Annotated in this window: 5 protein-coding genes and 1 pseudogene; 1 reads left to right on the top strand and 5 read right to left on the bottom strand. The window is 76.7% G+C overall.

The features are described from left to right. Positions 1 to 8 precede the first annotated feature (8 nt). Entirely contained in the window at positions 9 to 872 is an 864-nt protein-coding gene (locus AB0K34_RS30330) for a nitroreductase/quinone reductase family protein (RefSeq protein ID WP_364552346.1), read from the top strand. Here AB0K34_RS30330 and AB0K34_RS30335 read toward each other — a convergent pair. From AB0K34_RS30335 to AB0K34_RS30355, 5 genes and pseudogenes are all read right to left on the bottom strand, one after another. Next, entirely contained in the window at positions 869 to 2,089 is a 1,221-nt protein-coding gene (locus tag AB0K34_RS30335) for an aldolase (RefSeq protein WP_364552348.1), read from the bottom strand. The genes AB0K34_RS30330 and AB0K34_RS30335 overlap by 4 nt on opposite strands. A 65-nt stretch (positions 2,090 to 2,154) precedes the next feature. After that, positions 2,155 to 3,063 carry an aldose 1-epimerase family protein gene (locus tag AB0K34_RS30340; protein WP_364552350.1) on the bottom strand — a complete coding sequence of 303 codons (909 nt, stop codon included), beginning with the start codon at positions 3,061 to 3,063 and terminating at the stop codon, positions 2,155 to 2,157. 29 nt (positions 3,064 to 3,092) lie between these two features. After that, positions 3,093 to 4,499 carry a DUF1116 domain-containing protein gene (locus AB0K34_RS30345; protein WP_138637579.1) on the bottom strand — a complete coding sequence of 469 codons (1,407 nt, stop codon included), beginning with the start codon at positions 4,497 to 4,499 and terminating at the stop codon, positions 3,093 to 3,095. After that, positions 4,496 to 5,947 (bottom strand): FdrA family protein, encoded by a 1,452-nt coding sequence (locus tag AB0K34_RS30350; RefSeq protein WP_364552352.1) that lies wholly within the window; start codon positions 5,945 to 5,947, stop codon positions 4,496 to 4,498. Before AB0K34_RS30350 ends, AB0K34_RS30345 begins: the two co-directional genes overlap by 4 nt. A gap of 50 nt (positions 5,948 to 5,997) precedes the next feature. Continuing rightward, positions 5,998 to 6,209 (bottom strand): annotated as a pseudogene (locus AB0K34_RS30355) (hypothetical protein); the annotation flags it as partial.

Here is a 6,209-nt window from a genome sequence, read left to right on the forward strand (position 1 = left end):
CCGCGTCCATGAGCGACTGGAACCGGCAGGTCATCGAGGAGTTCCGGGGCAACGGCGGGCGGGTCGGCGGCCCCTTCGAGGGCGCCGACCTGCTCCTGCTCACCAGCACCGGCAGGAAGACCGGCGAACCCCGCACCACGCCGCTCGGCTACATGGCGGACGGCGACCGGCTCCTCGTGTTCGCCTCCAACGCGGGGCAGCCGCACGACCCGGCGTGGTACCACAACGTCCGCGCCGACCCGCGCGTCACCGTCGAGGTCGGCACCGAGACCTTCGAAGGCGTCGCGCTCCCCGTCGAGGGCGAGGAACGCGACCGGCTCTACGCGCGGCAGGGGGAGCGCGTCCCCGCCTACGCCGAGTACCAGCGGCAGACGAGCCGCGTCATCCCGGTCGTCGCCGTCCACCGCGGCCACCTGGAAGGACGGGGCGCCGCCATCGGCGACGAGCTGATCAGGATCCACGACGACCTGCGCGCCCGCCTGGCGGACCTGCGCGCCGACGTGGACGCCTTCTACGCGGGCTCCCGCGACGTCCCCGACCTCGCGCGGCAGCTCCGCGAGCACTGCGTCTCCGTCTGCGGCGTCCTCGGCGAGCACCACGACAACGAGGAGGGACGCGCCTTCCCCCGCCTGGAGGCCGAGTTCCCCGGCCTCGCCCCGGTGATCGGCAGGCTGCGCCGCGAGCACGTCGCCGTCACCGCGAACCGGCTGCGGCTCCAGGCCATGCTGGACGACCCCGGCTCCTGCGACCCCGGCCGCGTCCGCGCCGAACTCGACCGGATGACCGCCGAACTCGACGCCCACTTCGCCTACGAGGAGGAGCAGCTCCGCGCCCTCATGAACGCCGTCGGCCCGCTCTGGAGACGCCCCTAGGACGCCGGGAGGACGCTCTCGTCCAGCGCGCCGCAGTCGACCGCGCGGCGCAGCCGGGCCGTGAGCGCCTTGATCGTGGCGGGCTCGTCCAGGAAGCCGCTCGCGCCGGCCGCCGCCTGCTCGTGCCACGCCCGGACCCGCCCGATGACCTCGTCGGCGCCGGTCAGGTGGAACGCGTACACGGCCGCGTACCGGCTCGGCAGGTGCGCGGGGTGCAGGTCCCAGCCCTGGTAGAAGCCGTGCGCCAGCGAGTGCCTGACGTGCGCCGCGTGCGCCGCCCACGCCGCGTTGACCTCGTCCGGCCCGTCGTTGCGCGGGACGACGTTGGTGGAGCCGTCCGACAGCCGCACCCCGGTGCCGGCGAGCGACACCTGCATCAGGTGGCGGGCGAAGTCGCAGGCCGGATGGTCGAGCCGCTGCTCGTGCGGCGGCAGCCCCAGCGCGGCGGTGTAGTCGAACACGCCGAAGTGGGCGGCGGTGACGCGGCCCTGCGCGGCCTCGACGAGCGCGCCGAGCCCGACCCGCCCCTCCGCGTGGTCGATGAGCGACTGCGGCGTCTCGACCTGGAGCTCGAACCGCAGGATGCCCTGCGGCAGCCCGAGCGCGCCCTCCAGCCGGTCGAGGAACTCGGTGAACAGCCGGACCTGCTCCACGCTCAGCACCTTCGGGAACGTGATCGTGAACCCGCCGGGCAGCCGGCCGAGCCGGTCGCGCAGCGCGGTGAGGAACCCGTCCAGCGTCCGCATCGCCCGCTCGTGGCCGCCGTCGGCGAACGACTTCACCCGCAGCCCCCAGTAGTGGGGGAGGCCCTTCACCTGGTACGCGGCGGCGACGGCCTCCACGACCTGGTCGACGTGCGCGTCCTCCTCGGCGTCGGGGCGCACGCCGTAGCCGTCCTCGAAGTCGATCCGGACGTCCTCGACCGGCTCGGCGGCGAGCTTGGCCGCGACCCGCTCCCGCACCGGCCCGGCCAGCTCCGGGTCGAGGCCGAACGCGGCGCCGAACGACCCGGCGCCGGGCGTGTGCGTGTTCAGCAGCCGCAGCGCCTCCGCGCCGAAGTCGGCGGGCGTCGAGCGGGAGAACCGGTCGGCCGGCACGTACACGGTGTGCACCGGCTGCCGGCCCTCCGCGCCGCCGGGGAAGCGCTCGCCGTGCGCGTCGCGGGCGGCGGCGATGCGCGCGGACAGGTCGTCGAACGAGGACACACTGAGGTTCACCCCGCCATGATCCCCCAACGGCCGCCCGCCGGGGAACCGCTCGCGGCGGATCGGTCCCGCCGCGATCAGTCGCCCGCGACGATGCCCCACGTGCCGTGGAACTCCGCGCCCGGCTCCAGGTGCACGAGGCCCTCGCCGGACGCGAACGCGTTCGGCGGGCACGTCATCGGCTCGACGCCGAGGCCGCCGCGCGGCGTCGGCGCGTTGTCGGCGGTGTAGATCTCCATCCACGGGTGCGCCTCGTCGGCCCACAGCCGGACCGTCCGGCCGCCGCCCGACAGCACCACCCAGACGCGGCCGTCGCCGTCGCGGTTCAGGTCGGCGAACGCGTTGTCGATCCGCCGGTCGCTCAGCAGCGGCCCGGTCCGCAGGTCGTACCGGGTGCCGGTGACGTCCTCGGACGGCCCCGACGGGATCATCCGGTCGTCCACCGGCACGTACCGGTCGGCGAGCAGGTGGACGGTGCAGGCGTCGATCGGCTCGCCGACCGTCAGGTAGGGGTGCGCGCCGTGCCCGTACGGCGCGGTCCTCGTCCCGGGGTTGCGGGCGGACATCCGCACGTGCAGCCCGGTCGCGGCGTCCAGGGTGTACTCGGCCTCCAGGTCGAGGCGGAACGGGTAGCCGCCCGTCGCGAGCAGGCGGTGGGTCAGCCGCACCCGGTGCGGCTCGTGCTCGGCGGCCCGCCAGGACGCCCACCGGACCAGGCCGTGGATCGCGCAGTCGCGTTCGGGCTCGGACACGTCCAACTGGTGCTCGGCGCCGCCGTAGGTGTAGCGGCCGCGGTCGATCCGGTTCGGCCACGGGACCAGCAGGTGCCCGAACGCGGCCGGGGCGGGCTCGTCGGCGCCGTGCGACAGCACCAGCGGGCGCCCCTCGTGGGTCAGCTCCCGCAGGCTGGCGCCCGACTCGGTGACGACGGCCTGGTACGGCCCGGCGCTCAGGGCGTACTGCTCTCCGGTGATCGACTCGCTCATGCCCGGGACGCTACCCCCTGGGACCGCCGCTACGCGATCTCCGCGAGGGCGTGCAGGGCGTCCGCGAACACGTTCGGCGGCGGTTCGACGAGCCCCGCTCCGACCTGGCCGGTGCCGGCCTCCCGGCCCGCGATCCCGGTGTCGATGACGGGCAGGATCCCGGTGCGGACGACGCGCGCGGCGTCGATGCCGACGGGGGTGCCGCGGAACGACAGCAGCGGGATCTGCAGCGCCGGGTGCTCGGCCGCCGTGATCTCGTACATCCGCTGGGTGGCGGCGACCGCGTCCGGGACCTCGCCGCCGACGAACCGGACGATCGCGGGCGCGGCGGCCAGCGCGAACCCGCCCGTCCCGGCCGTCTCGGTGATCGCCGAGTCGCCGATGTCGGGGTTGGCGTCGTCCGGGCCGTAGTCGCCGAGGTACAGGCCGTCCGGGACGCCCGCCGGGCCGGTGAACCAGCGGTCGCCGGTGCCCGACACCTGGATGCCGAAGTCGGTGCCGTTGCGGGCCATCGCCGTGACCAGGCTCGACCCGGGGACGCCGCGCGCCGCGTCCGCGCACGCCTTCGCCGCCGCCATCCCCGCGTTCAGGAAGAAGTGGTCGTTGCCCGCCGCGAACCGCAGCGCCTCGGCGGCCCGGTCGCGGGGCACCTCCTCGGCGGCGATGAGGTCGGGCGCCAGCTCCCGCAGCAGCAGCGACGTCGCCGCGCGGTTGCGGTTGTGCAGCTCGTCGCCCATCTGCAGCGCCTGCGCGATGACCGACACCAGGTCGAGGGGGCCGTGCCGCCGGACGGCCGCCCGCAGCGCCGGGCCGAGCACCTCGCCCATCCACGTCAGCCGCTCGATCACCTCCGGCCCGTACGCGCCGTACCGCAGCACCTTCCCGAGCCCCTCGTTGAGGGAGCAGTAGGCGGTGCCGCCGTGCTCGGCGTCCTCCACCACGAACATCCACATCGACGGGCTGACGACGCCCGCCATCGGACCGACGGTCGCGTGGTGGTGGCACGGTTCGAGGACGGCCGCGCCGCGCTCCAGCGCGTGCCGCGCGCCGAGCGGCGTCTCGGCGAGCCCTTCGAGGAGCATCGCGCCGATGAGCGCGCCCCGCATCGGGCCGGACGCGCGCTCCCACTCCAGGGGCGGGCCCGCGTGCAGGAACGTGCCCGGCTCCAGGCCGAGGACCTCCCGCGCCGGGCGCACGTCCACCAGGTGGGGGCGGGCCGTCACCATGCGCCGCACGGCGCGGGCGTTGGCGTCGGCGTGGCCCGGGTCGGCGAGCACCGCGGCGAGCGCCGCCTCCGTCCCGGCGGGCGGCGGCCGCCAGTCGACCGCCCGCACCGGGACGGCCTGCTCGGCGAGCGCGTCCGCCAGCACCCGCACGCCGGCGGTGACGACGCGCGGCTCGCGGGTCAGCAGCCCGCCCAGCCGCTGCTCGGTCATGCCGGAACCCCTTCCACGGTGCGCAGGGCGTGCCGGGTGGCCGCCGCGTTGGAGGCGAACACGTCCGCGCCCGCCTCGCACAGCGCCGCGGCCTGCCGGTCGCGGCCCTGCGGGTCGGCCGGCGTCCCGCACAGCGACACCACGACCGCGAGGTCGGGCCGGTCGCGGACGGCGGCGGCGACGGCCGGGGCGAGCGCGGCGGCCGGGTCGGCCTCGGCGCCGTACCCGAGCACCACGTCCAGCAGCAGGACGCCGCACGCCGGGTCGGCGGCCTCGGCCCGCAGCGCCTCCAGCCGCAGCGCCGGGTCGATCATGGGGTGCGCGCGGCCCCGCGTGTAGGCGTCGTCGCCGAAGTCGGTGAACCGGTGGCCGCGCGCCTCCAGGTCGCGGCCGAGCGCCGCCGCGGCGATCATCGCGGCCTCGTCCCGCAGGGTGCCGCCCGCGAACAGCCCGCGCAGCGCCCGCCCGCCCGCGCGGTCGGGCGGCACGGCGGGGCGCCGCGCCGCGGTCCAGCGCGGCCACTCCGGGACGGCGCGGCCGAGGGCGGTCAGCACCTTCTCCGCGGCCCGGGTCAGGTCGTCCTCGCCGGGCACCGGCAGCGCGAACACCACCGGGGTGTCCAGCCGCCGCGCCGCCTCCCGGATCAGGTCGAGGACCTGCGGCGCGGGCGGCTTGGACACCAGCACGATCAGCTCGGTGCCCGGGTCGGCGTCCAGCGCGGCGAGCGCCGACAGCGCCGACCGGCCGCTCACCTCGGGCGACAGGTCGCGGCCGCCGACGCCGAGGACGTGGCTCACGCCGGTGCCCGCCGCGTCCAGCAGGCACATCAGCTGCTGCGCGCCCGTCCCGGACGCCGCGACGACGCCCACCGGCCCCGGCCGGACCGCGTTCGCGAACCCGAGGCCCGCGCCGCCGACCACCGCGGTCCCGCAGTCGGGGCCCATCACGATCAGGCCGCGCCGCGCCGCCGCCTCCTTCAGCGCGATCTCCTGGGCGAGCGGCACGTTGTCGCTGAAGATCATCACGTTGAGGCCGGCGTCGAGCGCGTCCATCGCCTCGGGGAACACGTGCGGGCCCGGCACCGACAGCAGCGCGACGGTCGCGTCCGCGCCCGCCGCCGCCGACCGGGTCGTGCGCGGCGGCTCCGGGGTGCCGAGCAGCCCGCCGCCGGCCGGCGGCCGGGACTCCTCGGTCAGCAGCCCGTCGAGCGCCTCCCGCGCCTCGTCGAGGACGCCGCCGTCCGCCCGGATCGCCACGACCAGGTCGTCGGGGCCCGTCCCGTCCGGGACGGCGAAGCCCATCCGCGCGAGCATCTCCCGGTTCAGCTCGGTGCCCATGGCCACCATCGCGCCGGCGACGCCGGGGCGCTCCGCCAGCCGCCGGCTGACCCGCATGAGCGTGACCGAGTCGTGGTAGCTGCCCCGCCGCACCTCGACCCAGTCGCTCATGCGCGCCCCCCGCGGAGGTTCGACCCCCCGCACCCCCCGGTTCGCTGCGCTCATGCAGGAACCCTCGGAACGTCGACGACGTCGGGCGCGGTCAGTGCGAGGGCGGCGCGGCAGCCCGCGAGGACGCCGTGCGCGAGGTCGGTGCCGGAGGTGCGCCCGATCGACAGCAGCCGCCGGACGGCGCCCTGGCCCGCGCCGCCCGGTGGTTCGTGGCCCGCGACGAAGCGCAGCACGGCCGCGACCTCGGCGCCGGCGCCGCCCG

It is taken from the genome of Actinomadura sp. NPDC049382 (genome assembly GCF_040677125.1).
Taxonomy (GTDB): Bacteria; Actinomycetota; Actinomycetes; order Streptosporangiales; family Streptosporangiaceae; genus Spirillospora; species Spirillospora geliboluensis.